We start from the raw sequence: 25,312 nt of genomic DNA, 5'->3' as shown, positions 1-25,312 counted from the left end.
AGCCAGCCCTGCGGCATCCTGCCAAAGCGAGTAACCATTTCGATCACTCTCAATTTGAGCATTTATTACTCAGCACTCATAAGCGTTAGCAGAGTCACTTCCGGCGGTACAAGAAACCTCACCGGCAGGATGCTGGTGCCCACCCCAGGGCTGACATACAGGTACTTACCCTCTTCGACGATATGGCCTATCGCATAGCGCTGCCCGTAGCGGGAAGGCACAATCGGGCGGCCAATCATTGGCAGATATACCTGCCCACCGTGGGTGTGGCCGGCAATCGTTAAAGCAATAGATTGCGGTATCTGGGGAAAAATATCGGGGTTATGGGTGAAGGCCATGACCAGTGCATTTTCTTCAACAGCGGCCATTGCTTGATCAATATTGTGTGGCCCCTCCCAAAAATCACTGATGCCAACTAAGCGGAAAGCACAGTCTTCTGTGGCTATCTTGGTGGAGGCATCCTCCAGCACCGGGATTCCCTGCTCAGAAAATGCCCGCGCTACCCGGCCGGGGTCCAACCACCAGTCGTGATTGCCCAATACGGCAAAGACACCCAACGGCGCCTTAAGCCCGGCAAGTACCTCGGCAGCACGTTCAGGGGTGACAAAAGAGCCTCCGAGCACACCCTGAATCACAAAATCTCCGGGTAGCAGCACCAGATCCGGCCGGCTGGCATTCACTTTGCGTACCAATGAACGCAGACTATCCATCCCTTTGTAGGGGGAACCCACATGCAAATCCGCCAATACTGCAACTCTTAAATCACTACAGGCGGCAGGCCAAGTATCCAGGCGTAGCGTTTGTTCATTGATTCGGAAACTCCTGGGCTCGGCGAAAAATGCCCAAACGGCGAGGATAAAACCCACCATCAGAATCAGTAGAAATAGGATGCGAGACTTTCTTAACAGCTTTCTCAATGAGAGATTCTCGGTACAGATGATTATTTAAGCGTTGATTTATGTATCGTGACATTCACAGTGAGAGAGCTCCCGCACAATCTCACAGGAGTCGGTATAACCGGGGCCGGCACACTGGCTGCGCAGGGCCATCAAACTTTCACGCAGCTGTTCTAGCAATGCCATTTGGCTGTTTACCCTATCAATATGCTCATCGACCAGGGCATTGATTTCACCACAATGCTCCTTCGGCCGCTCCCGTAGCGTTAACAGATTGCGTATATCCTCAAGGGGCATATCGAGTGAACGGCAGTGGCGAATAAAGCGCAACTGCGCCAAGTGCTCTTCGGAGTAAAGGCGGTAGTTGCCCTCGGACCTGGACGGTTGCGGCAGCAGGCCCACCTGTTCGTAGTAGCGTACCGTTTCCACCTTACAGCCTGCCCGCTTGGCGGCCTCCCCTATCCGGTACTCCATGCTGGCGCCCCCTTGACTCTATAGTTACTAGAGGGATTGTAATGCTGGCTCACTCATTGGGCTATTCGAGAGATAATCATGGGAAAACAGGATTCCACTTGTGGCTGCGGCACCAACGATGAACCTCAGCAACAACCCGTCGATAGTGGCGCAGGAAAGGAGAGTGAAAGCTCCCTTTTCTCGATCACCAAGATGGACTGCCCCACCGAGGAAAGCCTGATCCGCGCCAAACTCACCCCACTGGAAGGGATCTACAGCCTCGACTTCAACCTGGTGCAACGCACCCTGCGGGTGGGGCACGCTCCGGGTATGCAACAGCAGATTTTGGACATACTCGCCCCGCTGGATCTGGACGCCAGGATCGCCTCCCCATCAGATACAGAAAGCGCACCGCCAGCCGCAAAAGCCAATTGGTGGATTCTGGGTGCGGCGGGATTGGCGGCACTCGCCGCTGAGTTGGTGTTCTGGCTACAGGGAGGGAATAACTGGCTGGTAATGCTTCTGGCGCTCGGCGCCATTGCCGGCGGGGGGCTTTCCACCTACAAGAAAGGCTGGATTGCCCTTAAGAACCGCAATCTGAATATGAATGCGCTGATGTCCATTGCGGTCACAGGCGCACTTTTGATTGGACACTGGCCCGAGGCGGCCATGGTGATGGTGCTGTTTACCCTGGCCGAGCTGATTGAAGCCAAGTCACTGGACCGTGCCAGAAATGCCATTCGCGAATTGATGGACCTGGCTCCTGAAACTGCCACAGTGCTTGAAGCTGATGGCCAGTGGCGTGAAGTGGATGCCAAAACCGTTTCCCTCGGTGCCACCGTCAGGGTCAGGCCCGGCGAGCGCATTGCATTGGATGGCGAGGTGGTAAAAGGCAACTCCGCAGTAAACCAGGCCCCGATTACCGGTGAAAGCCTGCCAGTGGACAAAACAACGGGCGATGGCCTTTTTGCCGGCAGTATCAATGAATCCGGCGCATTGGAATACAAGGTGACCGCTGCCGCCAACGATGCGGTGCTTGCCCGAATTATCCATGCGGTGGAAGAAGCCCAGGGCAGCCGTGCCCCTACCCAGCGCTTTGTGGATCAATTCGCCCGCTGGTATACCCCCCTGGTGTTTGCAGTAGCCCTGGCCACTGCGCTAATTCCACCGCTATTTTTCTCTGACGCCTGGATGGAGTGGATTTACCGCGCACTGGTACTGCTGGTGATCGCCTGCCCCTGTGCCCTCGTTATTGCTACCCCGGTCACCATTGTCAGCGGCCTGGCCGCCGCTACAAAACACGGCACATTGATCAAGGGTGGAGCTTATCTCGAAGAGGGCCGCCGCCTGCGCTGGCTGGCCCTGGATAAAACCGGCACCATCACCCATGGTGCGCCGGTAGTCACCGATTTTGCCCTTATAGACAGCACAGATGAGCGGCAAATCAAGCAGCTTGCCGCCAGCCTCGCCCACCGCTCCGATCACCCGGTTTCCAAGGCCGTGGCGGACTTTCTCAATTTAGCAGAGGGTAACTTGCAAGAAGTAGAGGCTTTTGAGGCCCTAGCCGGGCGGGGAATTCGCGGAGAAATCGAAGGTACCGGCTACTACTTAGGCAATCATCGCCTGGTGGAGGAGTTAAAAGTCTGCAACGCTGAACTCGAGGATCGGCTATCCAAGCTGGAGTACCAGGGTAAGACTGTGGTGATGCTGGTGGATAAGAACGGCGTACTGGCCCTATTTGCCGTGGCCGATACCGTAAAGGAATCCAGTCGCAAGGCCATTGAGGAACTCCACCAGCTGGGGGTGAAAACCCTAATGCTGACCGGCGACAACCAGCACACCGCCGATGCCATCGCGCAGGAAGTGGGCATAGACCGGGCCCTGGGCAACTTGCTCCCAGAAGATAAACTGCGCGAAGTGGATGCCCTGGCGGGCCACGGGCGTGTCGGTATGGTGGGCGATGGTATTAATGACGCCCCTGCCCTGGCGCGAGCCGATATCGGCTTCGCCATGGGCGCTACCGGCACCGACGCCGCCATAGAAACCGCCGATGTTGCCCTGATGGATGACAACCTGGGTAAGATTGCCAGCTTTATCCGCCTCTCCCGGACTACCGCGCATATTCTCTGGCAAAACATCATTCTCGCCCTCGGCATCAAAGTGATTTTCCTGGCACTCGCCTTTGCCGGCGAAGCCTCAATGTGGATGGCGGTATTTGCGGATATGGGCACCAGCTTGCTGGTGGTTTTTAATGGGCTGCGATTGATGCGGAAGTGATAGGGTTTTTGAGTTCGAGCTAGCTTGAAATATATGTTTTGCCGGTGTTATCTGCCTTTGAAACAACATCATTGGATTATAGGAAGTACATTTACCCCCAGCAAATAGAGCGTAGTACAATACTGGAGCATCTCAGATAAACACAAAAAGCTTGAAGACGAAGTAATGAAAAGGCTCGCTCTATTATTGACTGTTACCCTCTCTGGTTGTATTGAATCTCCATTATCCAAAGTCTGCAATTCATATGAAGAGTGCCCATACCTAATTGATTACTATAGGTACAGTACGGAGGAAAAGGACAAGGCAAGAGAAAGAGGAAACCCTATACCTATTTATAAAGCTCAACCAATTTACCCCAAAGAAGCTCTTGTAAATCAGATAGAAGGCTATGCAATTGTTGAGTACCTTGTTGACAAAAATGGTAATTCAGTTAATCCAAGTATCATCGAGAGCATTCCAGAAGGTTTCTTTGAAGAGGCAGCCATTGAGGCAGCAAAACATTTCAAATATGAAGCCAGCTCCCAAGAGTATAAAAATATTAGAACTAAAGTCAGCTTTAAAATGGCTAAAGATCAGCCCAGCGATGAAGAGAAACTTTTAGAATGGCTAGTATGGTTACTGTATTAACAGGATCATTCCGAGCCCAATCATTCTTCCTGTACTGCTAGGATGTAATTAAGTCTAAAACTTTTACTACTCATTCTTTGCACCAGCCTTGAGACAAAACGTTTCCTGCAAGTGCTCTAAAAATAAGCGAACCCGATTAGGCTGAAATTTTCGACTGGGGTATACCGCATAGATTCCCAGCACTGGAAATTCTGCATCGAGCTCTATTGGGATCAGTTTACCTTGGCCAATTAGTTCTTCTACCATGATCCTAGGCAATAACCCTATTCCCATACCACGGGCAATAGCATCGCGATGGGTGTACGTTTGGTTCAGCACCAACCTCCAGGGTTGGCTGAATTTACGAATTCCCTTCGCTGTTACCAGCGGCCAGCTATTCCCTAAGCGGGTTGCGCCAAAACTCAGACAAGCATGTCCAGACAAATCTGCCAGTGTTTTAGGGGTTCCATGTTCTCTCAGATAGGCGGGGGCAGCGACTAGGACAAATGGGGTTTTTGCAAGCTTTCTCATTATTAAAGAGCTATCTTCCAGAGAGATCGCCATTCGGATAGCGATATCAACATTGGAACTTACAAAATCCGTTCTGTCGTTATCCAGGGAAAGATCAAATAGAACGTCGGGATACTTTGCTTGAAAGCTTTCAATAAGCTCCAACAGGTGAGGAGAGCCCAAACCTTCCGGTGCAGAAATGCGAATAATGCCACTGGGTGTTTGAGCACTACCTCCGGAAACGACCTGCTCTAATGAGACCAGCTGGTCAAGCATTTCCTTACAGCCCTGATAGTAAAGCTGGCCGGCTTCGGTAATTTCCATAGCCCTGGTGGTGCGATTGATCAAACGCAAGCCAAGTAGATTCTCCAAGTCGGCCACATGACGCCCAACAATTGCGGGGCTAATGCCTTGATCATCCGCAGCTGCAGCAAAACTGCCCAGTTCCACCACTCTGCAAAACAGAGCCATCTTTCTCAACTTGTCCATTCGATACTTTTAGTAAATTCTATTATTACGTTAGCTATGATTAACTTCAACTAAGTATTGATTATATTGCGCTCTAAGATAAACGCTATGGACTTTTTGGAGCCTCTAGCCGTTAACACCAGTATCAACAGGCCCGATCAAACTGAACCCTTGGAGCTGAACGATGAGATCGAAGCATATTACTCCTGCCAATGCCCAATCCCTCAAGGTTGAAGGCGGTGAGACAACACTGTTTCTCGCCACGGCTGCCGACACCGCAGGACGTGTCACAGTGTCTGAGAGTTGGCTGCCAAAAGGCAACGGTGCGCCTTGGCACTACCACGACATAGATGATGAGATTTTCTATATCGTTTCAGGTGAAGTCGAGTTCGGTGTTAACGATGACGAGTTCATTGCTACTGCCGGAGACCTGGTGATAGCCGGTCCCAAGGTACATCGCAGATTTAAAGCACTGACAGACAGCCGACTCGTAGTGATCAATGCACCGGGAGGACCGGCGGAGGCCTTTATGCACGATGTATCCAATTTATCCGATGCGCCGACACAAGCGGACAAGGAGCGGTTCGTTAAGCAATACGGGATTCATATCGTGGACAAATAAATATAATTACTTGCCAAGCCGAGTAACGCCCAATATGCAGTAACAGAAGTTTATCTCTTATATAAAATAAGAGAATGACTTTTGTCTTTGTACTCAAGACCGTAGCATTTATGCAAATCCACTAGTTCTCAAATACGGAGTCAGAATGTTATTGGGCGTATAAAGCCTGTTCATTAAAAACTGCTGGCATTCAGTTTTTCAGGCTACAACCCGTTTCTATCCTGCGAGAAAACATCGTATTTTTCGAACTATAGTGCTTAAGATAATAGAGAATCACATAGCTAGAAATGAAAGTTTCATCCGATCGGATCTCTTAAGTACTTCCGCAAACTCAACATAGACAAATCAATTAAACAAACCATATAAACATTCAAAAAAATATTTTCCACCTATCAATCAAGAAGCTTTAGCCGCCCTATCTAGGCTCGCTATAAAAATCTCAGGATGATCCAGCCCAATATAAACTTTTTCTATTGATTCATTCTTTAACTTTACCTCGACAACAACATTTGGGTTGCCGAATAAATTATAGCGTTTTACGCCACCTCGCCTCTCAATATAGCCATTACTTTTATTAATAGATTGGATATCTTCCAGAGGAATTGTTTTACTGTGAAAAATTCCATAGCGAACAACCAGGCTATCTACCGTAATAGAGACTGGTCGCCTAGACATGGAACGATAATCGGAAATCAAGAACAATAACCCCAGAATACTGAGAAAGCTGATAATGTTGGCAGCAGTGGGAGACCACACAAAGTATGCTATTAAATGAACGATAGGTAGTTCCAGCAATACTAAATAAATCCTAGATTGCCAACATAAGTGACACACGTTTACCCGCCAAAAATTCCAGCGGGCTCAAGTAATTTAGTACTTTCCTAGGTCGAGTATTGATTCGAAACACTGCGTCATCAATACGGCTTTTTGGTATCTTGCCAATTTCCACTCCTTTTGGGAAGAAGCGCCTCAAAAGGCCATTAGTGTTTTCGTTCAGCCCGCGTTCCCAAGAGTGGTAAGGTTTCGCAAAATATATTCTGCATCCTAGCTTCTGCGCAATCGATTGATGACCTGCAAATTCTCCTCCATTATCGAAGGTGATGGTTTTACAGATGGCCTGATATGGCTTCAACATCTGCTTGATCGCCCGGCTCACTGTTTTCTTGCTCTTATTTGGGACTCTGCGAGTGAGCAATAATTTGGAAACTCGTTCAACCAGTGTCACCAGATAGCCATCTTGACCATAAACTGTATCGCCTTCCCAGTGACCGATCTCAGTGTTTTCATCGACAATCGCAGGTCTTTGATCAATATCTATGCGCTCTGGAATAAGCTTTACGCCTGCCTCGGAACCTGCCCGTTTCTGATAAGGTTTGGCTTTCCTTGGCAGACGTGACCTCCAGTTAAGTCGACTGACCCAGCGGTAAATTGTTGAACAACTAACCGTTTTCGCACACCTCTCAAGCTGCATTCGCCCAGCGATTTGTTCAGGACTTGCATTTTTCAGCTGGTGGTCGATTTGTACCTGCATGGCAAAGTCGAGCTTGGTATGTTTAATAGCTCCGTGCCGTCGTTGCAGTGCCTGACGGTGGGCACTCTCGGCACAGTAAGGGCTGTAACGACCAAGCTCACGAGAGATGGTCTTATTGGATCTATTGAGGCGTAGTCCAATGGCTCGGGCTGAATAGTTCTGCCCATTAAGGACCTCAATCTGGTATCGTTCTTTCAAGGTCAGCTGGTTGGTACGGGTTCCCATGAGGTTCCTGGCTTGTTTGTGTGGAAGCTTACTAGCCTACAACCAGCTGGCCTCCTTCGCTATCGCCAAGTGTGTCGGTTATTGTGAGAATCTAGGAATGAAACCCAGGGCTGTACTTTGAGAGCCATCTTTTAAGTGGTAACTGAAATGTTGACTACCATGAAAGTGTTTAAAGCTGATAGAATTTGCACAAAACAAGAACATCCACATTCGGGTCTCAAAAGTTAAGATTTTGCAGAGTGCCCCCTTACCTACATACTTCTGAACAGCTGAAACAATCGCAAGATCGGGGTCTTCTTGCTTGCTCAAGGCCACCTTTATTGCCATAAACATAGTGACAATTGCCATTACCTCCAATAAGACAAAGCCAATGAGCAATACATATCTGCCGGACTCAAGGTACTCCCAAATAACTTTACTTTCATCTGGAATTATAAAGCTACCAACGAGAATGGCGAGACTGACGTATACAACGGCCTTTACCAGGGCCTGCTTTTTATCTTTTATACACACGAAGCACAAAAGCGGAAGTACAAACAAGCCATCAATCAAGAAAAGCCATTCATAATTGGCCTCACCAGAATTATTAAAATGGGTAGTCGTAGTGTAGTAAATACCCCAAGAGAGACTGGTAACAACTAAAAAAATGAAAGGGAGAATTCTTCTTATTACCGGGTTCATACTCTTCCTTGTAAAAAACCTTGATATAAGCCCACTGACAATACGAAGCCTTTAAGCCCCCGCAAACCTCGTCAACACGCTGCAGGCCCAACCACTTTTAGATAAGCCAAAATATCTTAAGACACATCTGTTGGGATAGATAGAGCCAGTAGGGCTTTAACCTAATAATTGATACAAAACAACCAGGTTAATGAGCAACACTATTTAGTGCCCTTCGTACCAAGTAGGTAGCAGAGAATGTCACTATAAACTGCCCGCTCATTTGCAAGGCCAGCTTTGGCCAAAAGTCAATTTCTTCAGTAAATAGGGATAGTACTAAATTTCCTGGAAACAGAAAAACACGGAAATACTGCCAACCTCCACCTACAATCAGCCAATTATAAGCAAATGCAGCGATTCCGATCAGCAGGGCAATAACACCAACAACTATGGATTGCCTGACATCCTTATCTATACATATTTCGCATCACTTAGATAGGGCAGCGTAGTGTCACTTCACTCCGACGATCTCTTTTTTAACATAAATACCCAGCCGCTTTGAAAGACGGACCAAATTTCCCCGGTCAGTAGAAAGCAATTTGGCAGCCCTGCTCCAATTTCCTTCACACTGAATCAAGATATGTTTAATAAGATCTCGTTGGTAATCTTCGGTCGCGGCTCTGAGGTTTATTGCTTCGAGCGTCGGCTCAAGTGGTTTTTCAAAGTCTGGCTGTGGCGCTATATCTTCAGGGATCTCTATATGCGCTGCGGTTAGCGATACAATTTCAGAGGGAGATGAGTTTTTTCTGGCCTTGAGTGCTGCGCGGCTGATGATATGCTCCAACTCCCGCACGTTGCCCGGCCATCCGTAGCGCTTTAATTTGCTGGAAGCATCCGCAGTGAGCCTTAGCTGGCGGAAACCCAGTTTTCTTGTAGACCTCTCCAAAAAGTAGTCCGCCAGCAAGAGAATATCGTTTTCCCTCTGCGACAGCGCGGGGACTTCCAGAGGGTACACAGAGAGACGATGGTATAAATCGGCCCTGAAAGCACCCTTTGCGATCTCTTTCAGCAAGTCTCTATTAGTTGCCGCAACAATGCGCACATCCACATGCTGCACCGCATCTTTACCAACAGGCTGGATCTCACCACTTTGCAGTACCCGCAGTAGTTTGCCCTGTACAGATAAAGGCAGCTCACCCACTTCATCCAGAAAAAGAGTGCCACCATTCGCCAGCAGAAACTTACCGGGGCGCTCCCGTTCAGCGCCAGTAAAAGCCCCTTTGGCATGTCCGAACAGTTCAGCCTCTGCCAATGTTTCTGTCAGGGAGGCACAGTTGAGATACACCAAGGGTTTTTCCCTGCGCGGTGATAGCCTGTGCACCGTGCGGGCAACCAGTTCCTTGCCTACGCCCGTTTCCCCGAGAATAAGCACGTTGTAATCGGACCCTGCGACCAGCTCAATATCACTGCGCAAGGTTTTCATCACCTTGCTCTCACCGATCAGCTCGCCACCATCCCGCTGAAAAGCTTCCTGGGTCAACTCTTTCACCAATTGCTCGGCATGCTCAGCAGAAAGAGAAAGTGCTTTAAGTTCCAAGGCGGTTTTGAGGGTTGCCGCCGACAGCGCCGCGATCAGTTCGAGGGTTCGATCACTAATCAGGCTGTAGGCATCAGATGCCATGCTATCCAAAGTGAGCAGCCCCACCAGGTGATTATCGGAATAGAGCGGCAAACCGAGGCAGGAGTGGACTGGCAGGTCCCCTTCCCTATCCAGCAGCAAACCATCAAAGGGATCTGGCAGGTTACAATCGGAGGGAAAACGTACAGGTGTTTCAGAGTTACAGATTTGAGCCAGGCGAGGATGCTCACTAACCAGGAAGCGCCGACCCAATGTACGCCTCGCTAAGCCCTGCACAGCCAGGGGTGTAAGCACCTCACCATTCAAGCCCAGCAGGGCAACCGCATCGCACTTAATGGCCTTACGGATGGTGGAGAGCAATCGCTCAAACCGATCGCTATTGTTCAGGCTATTCGCGAGATCCAACGCCACCTCAAGCAGCAAAGTAGAATTGATATCCACCATAACTTACCCAGTCAATAAGTTCGCATTAAGTCATTATGACACAGCAGCAGATTCAGTCAAAATGACACAAACCTATATTAAAGAAAACCTATCTTATTGTTTTATATGAATTTTTCAGGTTGGCACACCCTTTGCCTAGTAACTATTGAGGTTATTCAGTAATAGAGGCAAAGACAATGCTGGACACATACTCTCTGAAAATTCGCAGACGTTTCGAACTTCTGCTCAAAGCCGGAAATCTCACCCTGTTACTTTCAGCTCCTATGCTACTGCTCACCGTCGTTATCTGTTATCCGTTCTCGCATTATTTTTCGATCCCAGCGCAGGTGGCGGGCCATATTTTTATGATTATCAGCGCAACATTTATCAAGATTGGTTACGTAAGCCGCTGTGTTGCGCAATATAACCTGTGCCAGGAAGTCCGCTGACCGGGCACGGTAGCTTCTCGCCCTCAGAGCCATTGAGCACCTTGGGGGCGACCTTACAGATTTTCGAATTTAGAGTTTCAGCTTCCAATGCCCCCTCCCTATCTCATTCCACTCCCGTAAAGCCGTTATTTCGGTGCTATCTTCTTCCCAGTGCCGACATTTATGGCACTGCTATCAATTAGCAACCCCACAGGGGAGATTTGATGTCCGCGATGAGCCGCCTGGCCCTGCTGGCTGTGGTATTTGTCGACCTAATGGGACAAGGGCTGCTTTTTCCCATCATCAGTGAGCTGGTCATGTCGACTAAGTTTCACTTTCTGCCAAGCGATACCCCGCAACCCACACGCCATCTTTTCTATGGCATCGTTATTAGTAGCTTTTTCCTGGCTTGGTTTTTGGGGTCTGTATATGTCGCGAAGCTATCCGACAGCATCGGACGCAAGAGTGCAATGGTGCTCTGTCTGGTTGGTGCACTGGCAGGCTACACCATCACGATTGTAGCGCTATTCACCAGTAGCCTGTGGTTGCTGATATTGGGGCGTGTAGTGAGTGGATTTACCGCAGGCAATCAACCCATCGCCCAGGCGGCAATGATTGATGCCAGCCGCAGCGAACTGGAAGCCTCCAAAAATCTGGGGCTGCTGGTGGCGGGAATGAGTGCTGGGGCAGTAGCCGGGCCAATTATCGCCGGCGTATTAGCCGACCAGGCGCTGCTGGGCAATATCGCGAGTATTCAGCTCCCTTTTTATTTCGCGCTGTTGTTGGTTGCCGTTACCCTAGGTCTGATTTTGGCGTTTTATCACGATAGCCGGAAACCTACGGCACCTGTTCAATTACGCTTCCTCGACTTGTTCAGGCAATTTGTACACCTGAAAGACCGCCCACAGGTTGTCAGACTATGCCCGGCCTACCTGAGCTTTATGCTGGTACACCTCAGTTTTTATATCTTTATCACCAACTACTTGAACAGCCGCTTTCAACTCGGGTTACTGGGAACCAGTATGGCCATGCTGTTTATGGGAATCGCCGTGGGTATTTCCAGTATTTTTCTGGTGAAGCCCGTGTTATCCCGTTGGAGCAAGCCCCTGATCATTAAAGTGTCGGCTTTCATCATAGGCGCTTGTGCTCTGGTGTTTGCCTTTAGCGGTCAGGTTTGGCTGTGCTATGTGAGTGTGTTTATCGCTTATTTATGCTTTGGGCTTGCTTATCCAGCACTACTACATCTATTTGCCCAGAGTGTGGATGAGAGCGAACAGGGCTGGGTAATGGGTATCGCCACGGCCGGATTTACTATAGTAGCGACTCTTATCTCGCTGTTGGGCGGCGGTGCCATGGAGATCAATATCCGGCTGCCATTCTTTATAACTGCCCTCGCAGCCGTCTTTGTTTTGATACTGATTCGGCTCGGCTGGCGTAGTCGCGCGATGAAAAAAATTATTGAAAAGTAAGAAAGATTCTCATTGTAAATGTTATTGCAATATCGCTACAGCTTGAGGCAGCCGGCTCATGAATCGCGACGAAAGCTACAGCGATATTGCTATTTCTTTAGACCTCAATCTAAGGCCTCAGCCTATAGCTTGCTCGCCAAATCCTTAATTTCATGATTCAAAATCCGATCGTTATGGCTGTAATCCATGGGGACATCAATCAAGTGCACCCCTCCCTCCTTACAGCACTTCTCAATCATCGGCTTCAATTCATCTGTTGCCTCTATGCGATGACCCTCAGCACCATAAGATTTCGCATAGGCGACAAAATCAGGGTTGCCAAAATCGAGCCCGAAGTTTTTAAGCTCCATCATGGATTGCTTCCACTTGATCATGCCATAGGCATCATCACGAAGAATCAACACAATCAGGTCCAACTTCAGGCGTACAGCGGTTTCTATTTCCTGTGAATTCATCATAAAACCACCGTCTCCACAGATCGCCAACACCCTGCGATCGGGGCAGACCAGCTTGGCTGCCATAGCCGATGGTAGACCGGCCCCCATCGTGGCCAGGGCGTTATCTAAAAGTACGGTGTTCGGGTAGTAGGCTGGATAATTGCGGGCAAACCAGATCTTGAACATGCCATTATCCAGGGCAATCACGCCCTTCTCTGGCATCACCTCACGAACATCCTTCACTAAACGCTGAGGCCGTATAGGGAAGGTATCCACACTCGCCCCCGCCTCTATTTGCTTCAGCAGCGCCGAACGTATGCGATGGGCATCGCTAAAACTCCAATGCTCCTGGGGCTCAAGGCTCTCCTGCAGCTGCCATAGGCTATTTGCAATATCCCCAATCACTTCTATCTGCGGAAAATAAACTGGGTCCACTTGGGCCGCATTAAAGTTGATGTGTACAACTTCGGGCCCGCCAGGGCGCATAAAAAACGGCGGTTTCTCCACCACATCGTGACCCACATTGATAATCAGGTCCGCCTGCCCGATTGCGCGATGAATAAAGTCCTCATCGGATAAGGCCGTGTTACCGATAAAGTGTGGCCCAGACTCATCGATTACCCCTTTGCCCATCTGCGTGGTGATCGCGGGAATCCCCAACTTCTCGACGAACTTCCTCAGCATCTTCGAGGTCAGCTTTCTATTTGCGCCAGCGCCTATCAGTAATAAGGGCTTGCGTGAGGCGGTAATAGCCTCAGCCGCTTTGCGAATGGCTTTCTCTTCGGCAATGGGGCGGCGGGAATAACTGATTTCGAGCACTGGCATAGAAGAGTGCTCACGGGCAATATCCTCAGGAAACTCCAGGTGTGCGGCACCGGGTCGCTCTTCCTCGGAGCGTCGAAAGGCTTCACGCACATGTGCCGGCACATAATCCCCACCGACGAGGGTTTTGGTGAACTTGGTGAGGGGGCGCATCATGTCCACGATATCAATAATCTGGAATTGCCCTTGCTTCGAACTCTTGATGGGCTTTTGGCCGGTGATTAATACCATGGGCATCCCACCCAGCTGGGCATAAGCCGCTGCGGTGACGAGATTGGTGGCGCCTGGCCCCAAAGTCGACAAGCAGACACCGGACTTGCCGGTGAGGCGGCCATAAGTGGCGGCCATAAAACCTGCGGCTTGCTCGTGGCGAGTAAGGATCAATTGTATTTTGGAGCCCCGCAGAGACTCCAACATGTCGAGGTTTTCCTCGCCGGGAATACCAAAAACATATTCAACCCCCTCGGCTTCCAGGGCGCGCACAAATAAATCGGATGCTTTCATAGGAGCGTCTCTCGTCGTTGTAAGCTCTCAAGAGTTAGGCAAATATGGAATGTCCTGTGCCTCTCTTTACCCTCCCAGAGGCCCGAACCTACCCCCACCTTTCGCCACTCTTACCGGCAGTGACATGATTTTGAACATACAGATGTAAAACCCCTCTGAGTTTTAGCACAGGATGACGTCTTCCGTGCCCTAAAACTCCACTTTTCCCAACACTCCACCCTCAGGAATTACTCTGAAAGACAGAATTCCCCCATACGCACTGCTTGCTAATATCTTTGAGTGGTGAACACCATCTAGAAAGGCACTCCCCATGGATTTCACGAGTCGACTCAATGACTTCATGTTGCCACCTGCGACTCTTTCCACCTTGATGGGAGCCCGCTTCAGTTTGCCGCTGACCCGCAACCACCGCACAAAAGTTAGGTTTCCCGGACTTCGCAAATAGCGCCTTTATGAAGAGCAAAGAGAGGGGCAGCAAGGGAAAGTGGTTTCTATCGCTCGCCGCGCTTGGGGTGGTTTTTGGGGATATTGGTACCAGCCCTCTTTACGCGGTTAAGCTGATCTTTCACTCGCGATACGGTATCCCATTGACCGAAGCCAATATCCTGGGCGGGATATCTGCAATCTTCTGGGCTCTGATCGTGATAGTGACCATCAAATATGTCACCTTGGTAATGCGTTTGGATAATCGCGGTGAAGGCGGCATCATGGCTCTGATGACGCTGGCAATGGAGGCCTCAAAAGGACGCAAGTATCTGCAGTGGTTTGTGGTCACCGCCGGCATCTGCGGTGCTGCCCTGTTCTTTGGTGATGCCGTGCTAACCCCGGCAATCTCTGTACTTTCAGCCATTGAAGGGCTTGAGGTGGGCAACCAGACACACAAAATCCTGGTTGTACCAATTGCCATAGGCGTATTAATCAGTCTCTTTTTTGTACAACGTTACGGCACATCAACTGTTGGTGCCCTATTCGGGCCAGTTACCGCCCTGTGGTTCCTCACCCTGCTGGTGGCTGGAATTTCCAGCATTATCAGCAACCCCCAGGTTCTTCAGGCCATAAACCCGGCGCACGCCTTGAAATTCCTAACCACCCACGGATTTAGCTCTTTTGTGGTACTCGGTGCCGTTCTGCTGGTTTTTACCGGGGCCGAAGCGCTTTATACCGATATGGGACATTTCGGTCGCTCTCCTATCAGGATGGCCTGGCTCGGATTGGTATTTCCTGCTCTATTTCTGAACTATATGGGGCAAGGGGCGTTGTTAATGAGTGATCCGAATGCGGTGGACAATCCCTTCTACCGCATGTTTCCCAGCTGGGGGCTTTACCCGGTGATTGTGCTCGCCACCGCCGCTACAGTCATAGCCTCTCAGGCCTGTATTACCGGTAGTTTTTCTATGGCCAAACAGGCCATGCAACTGGGCTTCCTGCCCCGCCTTGCCCTCAGGCATACCTCTGCGCACTTGGAAGGGCAAATTTTTATGCCGGGAGTCAACAGGCTGCTTATGCTGTTAGTTATTGGCGCAGTAGTGGGTTTCGGCTCCTCGACCAACCTGGCCAGCGCCTACGGCGTTTCTGTAAGTGGTGCCATGTTTATAAGTACCTGTCTAGCCGCAGTCGTTTACCGCATCCAAATGAAATATCACCTACTGTTGTGCATCTCCGTTGCAACCTTCTTTATCTGTATCGATCTGTCATTCTTCTCTTCCAGCCTGCTGAAAATCAGCCATGGGGGCTGGTTCCCGCTGGGCCTGGGCGCAATAGCGTGTATTTCCATGTTCACCTGGAGGGATGGCAAGGAAGTATTGGCGCAACATCTTCAGCGGCAGGAGTTTAAACTGGAACCCTATTTGGCGGCTCTATTGAAGAAAAAACCGATAAGGGTGCCTGGAACTGCAGTGTTTCTTATCTCCAGACAGCTATATGCCCCTCACGCCCTGATCTATAACCTGAAGCACAATAAAGTTTTGCACGAAAAGTTACTGTTTATTACCGTATCTTTTGTAAACACCCCACGGGTGATGCCCGGTAACCGGTACATTCTCAGCGAAGTTGGAGAAAACAGTTTTTACTTGCTCCTACGTTATGGCTATATAGAGCAACCGGATATCTGGAAGGTTCTCAAAAGGATACGTTCAAAAAGAGAGTTGGATATCGAGCCGAATAAGGCCTCATATTTTTTAACCCGGCAGACCATCATCCCCACCAAACAAGAAGACAGTCACATGTTTCTCTGGCGGGAGCGACTCTTTGCTGCCATGTTTCGCAATGCTAGTAGTGCCGTGGAGTATTACCGGATTCCTGCAAGTCGAGTGATTATCATGGGCGAAAAAATTAGAATATAATTTCAGCGGTTAAAAGGTGGCACCGATCAGCGCCACTTCTCACCTTGCTCTGTTTCAGCCTTCAAATTCTGACATTTACTGTGGCTGGGCCAATTATCTACTCTGGAACTAAGAAAACTAAAAAAAACCATAAGAAAACTAAATGGCCCCAAGCCTGGACAAATGCTGTCGGGCAAATCTAATGCGCTTCGTCTGTATTTCTGCAAAGCTCTTACCATCTATATTCGCGGCAAAGAAATACATATTGTTTTCAGTTTCTACTACCCCAACATACCAGCCTAAAGCGAAATTATCGGAAATTTGTCCGCCCCCGGTCTTCGCATAGAGTTTGTAAGAATCCGTTTCCTCTACCAGCATCACTGCTTTAAATAGAGACAATGTCTCCTCAGAAACGGGCAATGAACCGGAAAACAACTTTTGCAGGAAGTCGACCTGTTCTTTGGCCGATATCTTTAAGCTGCCATTTAGCCAAAATTTATCCAAACCCGAGGAAATATCTTTATTCCCGTAATTGAATTTGGTCAAATATTGACTCATCCGCTCCTCGCCAACTTGAATGGCTAACTGACGGTAAATAGGCACTGCGGAATTCTGGAATGCCGCCCGGATGGGGAGTGGCTTGTCATACCAAATACTGGGCCACCATCTTTGCGCTGGATACTTCAAGTGGTCATAGGTTAATTCTTGAACAAGACTACGAACCACTCCAGCATCCAGAGCAATCAGGGTATTCGGCACCTTGAATGTTGAGAAAGGGGTAAGCCTGACATCTGCCCTACTTTCATTGACAACTGAGTAGGAGGCCTCTTTATGATTCTTAAGAACAAATGTGCATGATTTGCCACATTTAATATCTTGTGAAGACCAGGCAAGACTGCTCACAAAAAGAGCGAAGAACACGATTACTTTCAAGTTAAACTTCCCAAAGATGTAGATTGAAAAGACCCTCTGCTCAGGGTAGCAATCATAAACGATCCTGCCGCATTCTCACCCGTCTTCATTTCAAAAGCACGCACGGTTTAGTACACGATTATGCCGTCATATTAATCCGCTAGTGGATATACTTGGGTCCCCTTCTAGACCGTATCAGCTCTACAAGAGCTTTATGAGCATCGACAAAACCCAGCCCAGTATTATTAGCACCCAAGTGAGAGTGCCTTGCTGTGCCCTGAAGAGCCTGTACAACCATTGGCACAGCCTCACCCCTTGAGTAACCATAGTGGTCTGCCGCATCCAATAGCAGCGCACTAACAGCTGCCAATTGTGGAGCTGCAAAAGAGCTACCAGATTCAAAGTTTTGACTAGAAGCCGAGTAGACTGCATCACCTGAGATGGCAAAGCTTCGGTTAATCGCCAACTCGTTATAGCCAGGAACTGTAGCGGTGAGAGACACCTCATCGGAAAATGGCTGCAAATTGATCGCAAACATCAGGTTTTGACTTCCCGGCATGCCTTGGTTTTGCAGCAAGAAAGCTTTAATCAGATCCAAATCATAAGTAAAGAAACTTCCCAAAGGGGGAAGACCGAGGCGTTTACGTACATCGGTATTCTCACCGTTTAAATCCGTTCCCGTGTTCCCAATCGATTTGGTGAAAATTTTGGACTGTAAGATATGTGAGAGATGACCTGAAAACTCTGGGTCTAACTGATCATTGGTGATATGAAAGGCCCGGCTCATATTAATCACACTGATATCATCGCGACTGCGCATATAGGCCATGGCTTCATTGTACGTCTTGCTCTCGGTGCTTATGGGCACAATGGTGGCCTTAGGTGCAATATCGAGGATAATATCAATGACGGTATTGCCATGCAGGAAAGTGATCGGATCACCAAACTGAACTTCAGCTTCGATATTAGGATTCTGCTCACGTTGCTCCTGCAAACGGACAGGATCAAACAAATCAAACACCCCAATAACAATACCCTCCCCATCAAAGTGCCTAACTAGATTGTGTTGTTTAAGGTTATAACCGGGCACATAGGGATACAGTAAGTCATTAAGCTCCTGTCTAAACAGATCCAAATCTGCGAGAGCAGATTCAAAAGCCAACCTATTTTCCTCTTGGTAGTCCTCTGACTGAAAGGTATACAAAAGCTCCGCGAGCACCGTAAATTCAGTAATTGACTGCCCCCACTTATGCATTTTTAGCTCATCGACCATATAAAGCGACTTCGCGCGCCCCTGATATTGGTCAAACTCAGCAGCCAGGTAATCATCCAGAATTGGAGTAACAGGCTCTTCCCAAGGCCATGGAGTCAGCGCCTTAATCACCTGCAATGAACTCCTGGCCTGATCTACGTTGGGATCTGATGCAAGGACCTTTACGCTAAATACAATCAGCAATACCACAAATACTATTTTATTCAAAACAGCTTCCTTTTTATTGAAATTTATTTTGGATACTAGCTTGAAAAACCAATCACTAAGAGCTTTACAGAATGGCTATCGCTTTTCACAGCGAAGTCTCTTAGTAGAAATAAATAGGATCATGGAACGTGTTCAAAGGCAATATGCCAATTAAAAATTTTAATACTTTTCGTTTAACCTTCGACAGCGAAGAAGCCTTACCATGCATAACCTAAAATACTCATTATCGAAGCATAGATCTCAGCTTATACGATTGAAAATAATGAGCTGAATCAATCCACACACAAAACCAAGCGTTCTTGGATCAAAAGGACATGGCTATAAAAGACAGATCCTTTGCCGTAACAGTTGGGCTCACTAATCCACCAACTTTAGAGCATTGTAGAAATCACCCAATTGAAACTTCAAGAGAAACGGGTATCTGTTCAATAGCCTCATGATAGGGTTTAACAAATCTAATTTGTGTCCCATCAATTTCAGTAAGCTGTTTAGACCAGGCTGAATCATAAAGAGCTTTTAAATCATTCTTATCAGCTTCGGTGAGTTCACTATTTTCACCATAGTTCATGATGGAGAACGGCTTATGCACACCATAGATCACACTGGGCCAAGCTTCCTCTTTCAAATCAGCAAAGAAATGCCTTAGCCCAAATATATGGCCCAGTTCGTGAATCATAGTATCAACCTGCTCTTTCAAGCTTTGTTCAAACATGGTGGGAAAGAGCACCAGTTCATTACGCCCCGGATTAGGAAAAAAGGCGCGCGCTAATGTACAACCTGCCACACTACAATTTTCTACAGGCTCCACTCTGATTTTAAAGTCCCAAACATTTGGGTTCTCGTTAAATTTCACCGGAGAAGCATCGCCCCACTTTAACAGGGCCTCTCCAAGTAGAACTCGAATATAGTCTTTTACTTCATCTGGGTTTTTAAAATACCGCAAAGATTCTTCATCAAACTTCCACCTTAGAGTTACACCCGCTTTCCAAAGGGGAATGTATCCCTCCCCACTGTGTAACACCAAATCCAATGGGGATCTATCCTAGATTGCCAACATAAGTGACACACGTTTACCCGCCAAAAATTCCAGCGGGCTCAAGTAATTTAGTACTTTCCTAGGTCGAGTATTGATTCGAAACACTGCGTCATCAATACGGCTTTTTGGTATCTTGCCAATTTCCACTCCTTTTGGGAAGAAGCGCCTCAAAAGGCCATTAGTGTTTTCGTTCAGCCCGCGTTCCCAAGAGTGGTAAGGTTTCGCAAAATATATTCTGCATCCTAGCTTCTGCGCAATCGATTGATGACCTGCAAATTCTCCTCCATTATCGAAGGTGATGGTTTTACAGATGGCCTGATATGGCTTCAACATCTGCTTGATCGCCCGGCTCACTGTTTTCTTGCTCTTATTTGGGACTCTGCGAGTGAGCAATAATTTGGAAACTCGTTCAACCAGTGTCACCAGATAGCCATCTTGACCATAAACTGTATCGCCTTCCCAGTGACCGATCTCAGTGTTTTCATCGACAATCGCAGGTCTTTGATCAATATCTATGCGCTCTGGAATAAGCTTTACGCCTGCCTCGGAACCTGCCCGTTTCTGATAAGGTTTGGCTTTCCTTGGCAGACGTGACCTCCAGTTAAGTCGACTGACCCAGCGGTAAATTGTTGAACAACTAACCGTTTTCGCACACCTCTCAAGCTGCATTCGCCCAGCGATTTGTTCAGGACTTGCATTTTTCAGCTGGTGGTCGATTTGTACCTGCATGGCAAAGTCGAGCTTGGTATGTTTAATAGCTCCGTGCCGTCGTTGCAGTGCCTGACGGTGGGCACTCTCGGCACAGTAAGGGCTGTAACGACCAAGCTCACGAGAGATGGTCTTATTGGATCTATTGAGGCGTAGTCCAATGGCTCGGGCTGAATAGTTCTGCCCATTAAGGACCTCAATCTGGTATCGTTCTTTCAAGGTCAGCTGGTTGGTACGGGTTCCCATGAGGTTCCTGGCTTGTTTGTGTGGAAGCTTACTAGCCTACAACCAGCTGGCCTCCTTCGCTATCGCCAAGTGTGTCGGTTATTGTGAGAATCTAGGTATTCTCTACAGCAGAATATCCAACTTTATCAGTGACGCAGATCTTATTGTCACCATACTTATGAACTAAGGGCTCAGCGCAAGAATCACATTCTTTTTTTGACTTAAGCTCCAGGTGAAGCGTTTCCTTTATATAGCTACCATTTTCTGCTGACACTGTTATCCACCAACATGTATAAAAGAACCATAACTAGAAGATAATTCATGTTGGATAAATCGAGGGGATATACATGGTCTCTTGCAGCAGAATCCTTTCGTGACAAGATTAAGACCTCATTATCTATGCCATGACACTATTCTCATTATTTAATCAAAAGCAGTTGACACAATTAAAGATCGGCAATACAAACGCATGAGCCAGTAAATATATTCATTTGTTTCACTTATAGCGCTGAATCTCTTATAGCAGTGCATCTATAGCTCTTCTTTTTATATATCTAAACGTCAAGGATGACACTAAAGCCACCATAGATAAGCCGCTTGCCATCAAACGGCATTGGGTTTTCCTCTGGTAGCATTCTTGGATGTATCCACAAGAGCTTGCCAGCCAGCATCACGAATCTCTTTTGAAGGCCAAATAGCCCAGGAGAATACAACAGTTTCATTTTCTGTACATTTTATAGCCATAGGGAAGGAGGTGACTTCACCATCAGGAATATCATCCCCCCAGCTTTCCACAACCTTCAAGGCACCCTGCTCTTTAAATAGTTCTGCAGCAGTCTTTGCATACCCTATATAAGCATCTTTCTTTGCAGTAGGCACTGCCGCCACGCAACCATCTACATATGACATTTGATAACCCTCTTGAAATTTATCTTGGATAGGAGATCTACCAGAAACATCAAAAACTCGGCCTACATATATAGTACAACCTCAAAGACAATACCCTTCATTCTTCCCTCACCATCCAAACCTCACCGGCTTTTCCACACACGAAATTAAAAGAATCAATGCCAATACCTTCAATAAATCTACGACTTTCCTAGAGACTATTTCATAAATTGAAAACGGCTTTTCTCACTAAATTACTTAGAAAAAGGCCAGCATTTGTGATTCGATTCAAACCTGCGTTAAACAACAATCAATGAAAACTGATCAAACCTTGCCTTCCCGATCTTAAACGAGAGAAAGAAATCCCAAAGCCAATTGATAATCAAACATATTTTGAAAGCATCTTGTGGATTTCACGTTCAGATGCCTGATGGAAAGACCCTCCTTCACACTCCCCCTCACCAAGTACTTGTTGGAGAAGACCTCAATTTTGAGAAGAGCAAAGAACTTGACTAGGTTAATATTGATTTTTACGTTGCCTTAGTAAGCACTTGTATTTATATTTCTTCAAATTTTTTGTCTACTTCCGGCGGGTCCAACTCAAACTACTGACAGGTACAAACTGAATACGTCATAGATCTGCAGAGTGGCATGGCTATCCTTTCGGTAGTTTGATCCCCTTATTACATTCGACGAGTCCAAAATCAAGATAACGAGCGTATTTTTGGAATTTTTTCCTACCCTTTAGCCAGATTGATATTCCCTCTCAGATTTTAGTGTTCAGCTAATTTCGAATAACAGTGACTCATTTAAACTCTTATCGCTTCTACCTATCCAGCTTTAGAGTCCAGCGTAGACTCTCTAGCAACACACGTAAGGCCATTAGCTTTAATTCTGAAGAACATTTCCTTTTATCAAACCGGTTGATATTTAATCAAAAAATAATCGAATGTCACAATAAAAATCAAAGACAGGATGATGATATAGGCTGGCCAAGTTTAGTTGGATAATCACCTTTGAGGTTGTATATAATGCCAATACCCGAGAATTACTTAAAATAGGGATAATGGGGAAATTTGATGAATAAAAAGATGTTTCGACTTTCTGCAATTTCGGCAGCTGTTCTATTAGCCTTAACGGGCTGTGATAGTAATAGTAACTCGTCGTCTGATCCTGTTGCTGCTACTCCTGTTGCTTCTGCTCCTACACCTACACCTACACCTACACCTACACCTGCCCCTACACCTGCAGATCAACCACCAACTGCTAGCAATGTAACAATCAGTGGTGTAAAGCAAGGAATTTCAGTATCTGGAGAACTATTGGGCAACGATCCTGATGGTGATTCTTTAACCTATAGCTTTTCAGAAAAAGATAAGACTATTAGTTCTGTTGATGGCGTTTATACATTTAGCCATGGTGAATTATCAGTAAATGGTAATCAGTTTGAATACACCTCAATTTCAGGACAAGACGCCTCTATTACTTATACCGTAACAGCTAATGGCGCTTCAGCCTCTGCTAAGATTGAAATCATCGCCGATATTCCTCCAACAGCGAACACTGTTACTATAGATGGTGCAAAGCAGTGGATACCGATATCTGTCGAGCTGCTGGGCAACGATGAAGATGGCGATGAGTTAGTCTATAGTTTTTCTGAGAATGGTGTGGCTGTTAATGAAGTTGACGGCATTTATACTTTTAGCCATGGGGAGCTTAAAGAAGAAGACGGTCAATTTGAATATAGATCAATCTCTGGACAAGATGCCACAATTACTTATACCGTAACAGCAAATGATATCTCAACATCTGCAACAATTGACTTCTTAAATGTTGCAAATGACCCACTAGCTTATCAGCAGTGGCACCTTCGCAATACAGGGCAAAAATCTTATGCATTAAGTGAGCAGATGGCTCAAGGATTGGTAGATGCTGGATTTTACACTCCCGTAGAAGCTGCCGAAGCACTTGCAGAAGGTGAAGCCGAGGAGCTTGTTGCCGGCGAAGATATGAATGTTGCAGCTGCTTATGCTCAGGGTGTAACTGGTGCAGGTGTAACAGCGGTTGTCGTAGACTCTGGTTTAGAAATTCGTCATGAAGACTTAATAGATAATGTACTAGTTAATCGCTCTCTCAATTTAGCTGTATCGGCAAACGACAGAACAGACCCAACCAGTCTTTCCAATAGCGGCGATCATGGTACTAGTGTCGCGGGCTTAATTGCTGCTAAAGGCTGGAACAATATAGGTAGCCGTGGCACATCCCCAGATACTGGGTTAATCGGCATGAATTATTTGGGCGGTGATACAATAGAGCAAACCGAACTGTTAATTCATGGGTTTCCGGGAAGTGGTATTTCTACAAGTGAGGAAATCTCAGCTTTTAATCGCAGCTACGGTATCACTTGGCCAGCTTTTATTGCTTACTCTGCTTTAGATGAAGCTATTGAATCTTACCCTAACCTTATGCTTCGTAGCGGCAAAGGTGCTTTGAACATTAAGTCTAACGGTAATTCTTTTGAAGATGGCAACGGTCGTGAAGGCTCTTTATGTGCTGATAATGGAGCTAATGAATTAGGTTTAACTTGTTACAGTACAGCGTTCGAGCCTAGCCAGGCCCACCCATACTACTTGAGTGTTGCAGCGGTGAACGCTAACGGTAAACATACTAGTTATTCAACAGCCGGCGCAAGCACAATGGTATCGGCTCCTGCGGGTGAGTATGGTCGCTGGGCGCCAGCGATGGTAACAACAGATCAAATGACCTGTATTAATGGTTATTCCGGCTTCAATGGTGGAACAATCAGCGCTTGGGGCGGTGCCTATGGCGAAGACTTTGCTGCCAGCCAGTTCCCGTTCAACTACCCTGGCCACCCAGAGAATGTGAGCTGCAACTATACATCAACTTTCAATGGGACATCTTCCGCTGCACCAAATGCATCAGGTGTTGTGTCTCTAATCTTATCCGCAAACCCAGAACTGACTTGGCGTGATGTTCGACACATTCTGGCTTCAACAAGTACTTTGATTGACGCTGAAAACGAAAAAGTTAAGCTCACACTTCCAGATGGCTCTTTCTTTGCCCATGACGGCTGGGTTGAAAATGCGGCAGGTTATAACTTTAATAACCTCTATGGCTTTGGCCGTGTTGATGCCGGCGCAGCTGTTGCTAAGGCTTTAGACTACTCAGAAAATCTTGGCGAGCAAATTATCACCGAATGGAAAGGTCTAGGCTCAACTGCTGGAGAAGAAGCCTTGCAGGCAACTATTCCAGACAACAGTGCAATTGGTGTAACCAGGAAAATCGAAGTAACAGAAGATATCATTATTGAAGCTATGCAATTCGAGTTTGATATCCGCAATGATGATATGGGGTCTTTTGTAAATGATAATCTACTATCCTCTGCAGGTAACGACCTGGCGCTTGAAGTAGTCTCTCCTTCAGGTACTAGAAGCGTTTTACTCTCCTCTAAGCAGGCATTACTGGAGGCTTCTTGGAGTTCTGCAAATGGGTATAGCGAAGGTTATATATTGGATGGTGCCGTATTCCTATCTAATGCGTTTTATGGTGAAAATGCTAGGGGAACTTGGACTATCAAGGCACTAGATACTGGTGACACCAACTTTGAATTTAGTGACACAGAAGATCTCGTTATTCTTGTAAATGAAGAGACAGAAGAGAAGCCGACAGGCATGATAAACAATCCCGTAGAAAGTGTTCTAGAGGGGGTATCATTAAGAACATTCGGTCGTGCTGCTCAATAAGAAGGATA

Annotated in this window: 20 protein-coding genes; 7 read left to right on the top strand and 13 right to left on the bottom strand. The window is 47.3% G+C overall.

Annotated features, from left to right (window positions below; translation table 11 throughout):
• Window positions 1-65: 65 nt before the first annotated feature.
• Both FIU95_RS09275 and cadR read right to left on the bottom strand, forming a co-directional pair.
• Window positions 66-917, bottom strand: a complete 852-nt coding sequence (locus FIU95_RS09275; protein ID WP_253869015.1) for a metallophosphoesterase — start codon at window positions 915-917, stop codon at window positions 66-68.
• Window positions 918-956: 39 nt separating this feature from the next.
• On the bottom strand, window positions 957-1,370 hold the full coding sequence (gene cadR / locus FIU95_RS09270; RefSeq protein WP_152453510.1) for a Cd(II)/Pb(II)-responsive transcriptional regulator: 414 nt from the start codon (window positions 1,368-1,370) through the stop codon (window positions 957-959).
• A gap of 78 nt (window positions 1,371-1,448) precedes the next feature.
• Between cadR and FIU95_RS09265 the strand changes: the two genes are divergently transcribed.
• Together FIU95_RS09265 and FIU95_RS09260 are read left to right on the top strand one after the other, a co-directional pair.
• Window positions 1,449-3,626, top strand: a complete 2,178-nt coding sequence (locus FIU95_RS09265; protein WP_152453509.1) for a heavy metal translocating P-type ATPase — start codon at window positions 1,449-1,451, stop codon at window positions 3,624-3,626.
• 165 nt (window positions 3,627-3,791) lie between these two features.
• Complete coding sequence (locus FIU95_RS09260; RefSeq protein ID WP_152453508.1) at window positions 3,792-4,253, top strand: energy transducer TonB; 462 nt, start codon at window positions 3,792-3,794, stop codon at window positions 4,251-4,253.
• A 66-nt stretch (window positions 4,254-4,319) separates the two neighbouring features.
• On the opposite strand, the gene FIU95_RS09255 is transcribed toward FIU95_RS09260, so the two are convergent.
• Window positions 4,320-5,231 (bottom strand): LysR family transcriptional regulator, encoded by a 912-nt coding sequence (locus tag FIU95_RS09255; RefSeq protein WP_152453507.1) that lies wholly within the window; start codon window positions 5,229-5,231, stop codon window positions 4,320-4,322.
• A 163-nt stretch (window positions 5,232-5,394) separates the two neighbouring features.
• On the opposite strand from FIU95_RS09255, the gene FIU95_RS09250 reads away from it, so the two are divergent.
• Window positions 5,395-5,832, top strand: coding sequence for a cupin domain-containing protein (locus FIU95_RS09250; RefSeq protein WP_152453506.1), 438 nt, complete (start codon window positions 5,395-5,397; stop codon window positions 5,830-5,832).
• 396 nt (window positions 5,833-6,228) lie between these two features.
• Here the strand turns inward: FIU95_RS09250 and FIU95_RS09245 are convergent, their stop codons facing one another.
• From FIU95_RS09245 to norR, 4 genes are all read right to left on the bottom strand, one after another.
• A complete protein-coding gene (locus tag FIU95_RS09245; protein WP_152453505.1) occupies window positions 6,229-6,627 on the bottom strand; it encodes a PH domain-containing protein in 399 nt (132 codons plus the stop codon).
• A 13-nt stretch (window positions 6,628-6,640) separates the two neighbouring features.
• Window positions 6,641-7,588 carry an IS30 family transposase gene (locus FIU95_RS09240; protein ID WP_152450975.1) on the bottom strand — a complete coding sequence of 316 codons (948 nt, stop codon included), beginning with the start codon at window positions 7,586-7,588 and terminating at the stop codon, window positions 6,641-6,643.
• Between the two features lie 78 nt (window positions 7,589-7,666).
• Complete coding sequence (locus FIU95_RS09235; RefSeq protein WP_152453504.1) at window positions 7,667-8,269, bottom strand: hypothetical protein; 603 nt, start codon at window positions 8,267-8,269, stop codon at window positions 7,667-7,669.
• A 490-nt stretch (window positions 8,270-8,759) separates the two neighbouring features.
• A complete protein-coding gene (gene norR, locus FIU95_RS09230; protein ID WP_152453503.1) occupies window positions 8,760-10,331 on the bottom strand; it encodes a nitric oxide reductase transcriptional regulator NorR in 1,572 nt (523 codons plus the stop codon).
• Between the two features lie 176 nt (window positions 10,332-10,507).
• On the opposite strand from norR, the gene FIU95_RS09225 reads away from it, so the two are divergent.
• On the top strand, window positions 10,508-10,759 hold the full coding sequence (locus FIU95_RS09225; RefSeq protein ID WP_152453502.1) for a hypothetical protein: 252 nt from the start codon (window positions 10,508-10,510) through the stop codon (window positions 10,757-10,759).
• A 203-nt stretch (window positions 10,760-10,962) separates the two neighbouring features.
• Window positions 10,963-12,207 carry an MFS transporter gene (locus tag FIU95_RS09220; protein ID WP_253869011.1) on the top strand — a complete coding sequence of 415 codons (1,245 nt, stop codon included), beginning with the start codon at window positions 10,963-10,965 and terminating at the stop codon, window positions 12,205-12,207.
• Between the two features lie 122 nt (window positions 12,208-12,329).
• Here FIU95_RS09220 and FIU95_RS09215 read toward each other — a convergent pair whose 3' ends face one another.
• Entirely contained in the window at window positions 12,330-13,970 is a 1,641-nt protein-coding gene (locus tag FIU95_RS09215) for an acetolactate synthase large subunit (RefSeq protein WP_152453501.1), read from the bottom strand.
• 452 nt (window positions 13,971-14,422) lie between these two features.
• Between FIU95_RS09215 and FIU95_RS09210 the strand changes: the two genes are divergently transcribed.
• Entirely contained in the window at window positions 14,423-16,312 is a 1,890-nt protein-coding gene (locus FIU95_RS09210) for a potassium transporter Kup (RefSeq protein WP_152453500.1), read from the top strand.
• A 138-nt stretch (window positions 16,313-16,450) separates the two neighbouring features.
• On the opposite strand, the gene FIU95_RS09205 is transcribed toward FIU95_RS09210, so the two are convergent.
• The 5 genes from FIU95_RS09205 to FIU95_RS09185 form a co-directional block, all read right to left on the bottom strand.
• Complete coding sequence (locus tag FIU95_RS09205) at window positions 16,451-17,224, bottom strand: class D beta-lactamase (RefSeq protein ID WP_172975361.1); 774 nt, start codon at window positions 17,222-17,224, stop codon at window positions 16,451-16,453.
• 139 nt (window positions 17,225-17,363) lie between these two features.
• Complete coding sequence (locus FIU95_RS09200; RefSeq protein ID WP_152453498.1) at window positions 17,364-18,683, bottom strand: hypothetical protein; 1,320 nt, start codon at window positions 18,681-18,683, stop codon at window positions 17,364-17,366.
• A 388-nt stretch (window positions 18,684-19,071) separates the two neighbouring features.
• The gene (locus FIU95_RS09195) at window positions 19,072-19,713 is read right to left on the bottom strand and encodes a matrix metalloproteinase-11 (protein ID WP_216646327.1); all 642 of its coding nucleotides are present in this window, start codon (window positions 19,711-19,713) and stop codon (window positions 19,072-19,074) included.
• A 12-nt stretch (window positions 19,714-19,725) separates the two neighbouring features.
• Window positions 19,726-20,673, bottom strand: coding sequence for an IS30 family transposase (locus FIU95_RS09190; RefSeq protein ID WP_152450975.1), 948 nt, complete (start codon window positions 20,671-20,673; stop codon window positions 19,726-19,728).
• Between the two features lie 582 nt (window positions 20,674-21,255).
• Window positions 21,256-21,561 carry a DUF1428 domain-containing protein gene (locus FIU95_RS09185; RefSeq protein WP_253869007.1) on the bottom strand — a complete coding sequence of 102 codons (306 nt, stop codon included), beginning with the start codon at window positions 21,559-21,561 and terminating at the stop codon, window positions 21,256-21,258.
• 1,058 nt (window positions 21,562-22,619) lie between these two features.
• On the opposite strand from FIU95_RS09185, the gene FIU95_RS09180 reads away from it, so the two are divergent.
• Entirely contained in the window at window positions 22,620-25,304 is a 2,685-nt protein-coding gene (locus FIU95_RS09180; RefSeq protein WP_253869004.1) for a S8 family serine peptidase, read from the top strand.
• Window positions 25,305-25,312: the final 8 nt, after the last annotated feature.

This window comes from Microbulbifer sp. THAF38 (assembly GCF_009363535.1).
Lineage (GTDB): Bacteria > Pseudomonadota > Gammaproteobacteria > Pseudomonadales > Cellvibrionaceae > Microbulbifer.
The sequence above is the reverse complement of the archived record's forward strand: the minus strand, read 5'-3'. Positions and strand labels throughout refer to the sequence as shown.